We start from the raw sequence: 1817 nt of genomic DNA, 5'->3' as shown, positions 1-1817 counted from the left end.
TCAAACTCTCCATAAAAGAAAATTTGATTTGCTCAAAATTTAATGTCCGAATCTAGTTTGTCAACGAGGGTTAACAACTAGATAAATTATTGCATTAACGTTTTGTTGTTCAGTTTTCAAGGTTCATTTTCTATCGCCTCGCAGCGACTCATTTATAATAACAAGTTCTAAATCAGATGTCAACATTAAACTTCAAATTTTTTTATTAAAATTTATATTTTTTTATTTAAAGAGTATTCGCATCTTTTTAACAAACTCTAATATCAGCCACCTTAAGCACCAAAAATTCAATAGATTCAATAAATAGTTACAAGATGACCTTCTGACATCATAAGATTAGAAAAGAGGCTTTCAGGTAATAGTATAAAGATACATAGCACATATACAAAATGTTTTAACACTAAATGATTTTATTATAGAAAGATAAAAAATTCAACAGCATAATGATTATTTTTCTAAGTTAACTATCCATCGACTTAATAAAAATTTAGCATTTCTATCTATTCATTTGTTATGACTCTTGAAATTGTTAATGATCTTTGTTTTGATAGATCAATGATTTCTCCATTTTTTAATAATTTTATTAAAGGGCGTGTTGGATTATATTGGTTGATAAACATTACTTCTGCTTTCTCTAAATTTGACAATTCTACTTTTGTTCCGATTGGTAAATCAGCTACTAGATTCGTCATTGCATTAACCACTTGAATATCAAATTTACCAAATTCCTCTTCTTTAATCATTTCAATTACTTTAAAAGGAGACTCTTTTGAACGATACAAACGTTCACTAGTCATTGCATGGAATGTGTCAGCAACTGCAATAATTTGTGCTAATTGAGATACTTTTTCATGCTTAACTCCTAATGGATATCCACTTCCATCTAAACGTTCATGATGTTGGAATATTGCAATTTTCATCTCAGCCTTCAATGCTGGTAATTCTTTTACCATGTTATAGCTGTAAATTGGATGTTTCCGAATCTCATTAAATTCAGCTTCAGTTAATGCCGCTTTTTTATTTCGAATGCTTTTTGGAATTTTTGACATCCCACAATCTGCTAATGTCCCTGCTATCGCCATCTGCAATGTATTTCCTTTGTCAAATCCTAATTTGTTAGCAATTGAAGCTGCTATTAATCCTGTAGCGATACAATGGTGGTATAGATATTCATTCGGGTTAGAATAGCTGTTTAAATCAAAAATATATGACCGATCTTGCAAAACTTGTTCTACTAAAGGAAAAATCGTTCCTCTTACTTTTGTCATATCAATTTTTGCTCCAGCTTCCCAATTGCTAAAGTCTTTTTTAAATTGCTCCAATGTTTCTAAATACTTTTTTTCAAAGGGATTAATTTGTTTTACTTGCTCCGTAATGACGATAACTTCTTCGACCTCTCCTGTTTTACTTGGAACAGACTTTTTCACGCTATTAATGAGAATAGGCACTTCATGGATATTAAAAGCTTTAAAGACATGTAAATGCTTATGGGAAATAGGTGAATTTTTAGTTATAATTGGAAATCTAGTATTAGCATAGATGTCTTTTGCGATAATTGCACCTAACTCCAAGTTATTTACATTCACCATTGTAAATTTCACACTGAAAACCCCTTTTTGTTTTTTTCAAAAAGAATTCTCTATGTAAAATTATACAATAATTTAGTCAATATTTTAGTACTTTTCTAAAAAATCGAGTAGGAGGGAGTGATTAGCTCCCGTCCTCTCACACCACCGTACGTACGGTTCCGTATACGGCGGTTCAATTAAGATAATTGACGCAAGTTTTCATAACTTCCGTGAATAGCTGTTCTCTTT

General features: G+C 30.8%; 1 protein-coding gene. It reads right to left on the bottom strand.

Going from position 1 to position 1817, the window contains the following annotated elements; all coding sequences use genetic code 11:
- Window positions 1-500: 500 nt before the first annotated feature.
- Window positions 501-1601, bottom strand: a complete 1101-nt coding sequence (locus HF990_RS14730; RefSeq protein ID WP_096549960.1) for an HD-GYP domain-containing protein — start codon at window positions 1599-1601, stop codon at window positions 501-503.
- Window positions 1602-1817: the final 216 nt, after the last annotated feature.

Origin of the sequence: Ureibacillus thermosphaericus (assembly GCF_012396605.1) — a bacterium.
Classification (GTDB): domain Bacteria; phylum Bacillota; class Bacilli; order Bacillales_A; family Planococcaceae; genus Ureibacillus; species Ureibacillus thermosphaericus.
Note: the sequence above shows the minus strand (reverse complement) of the source record. Positions and strands in the feature narration are given on the sequence as shown.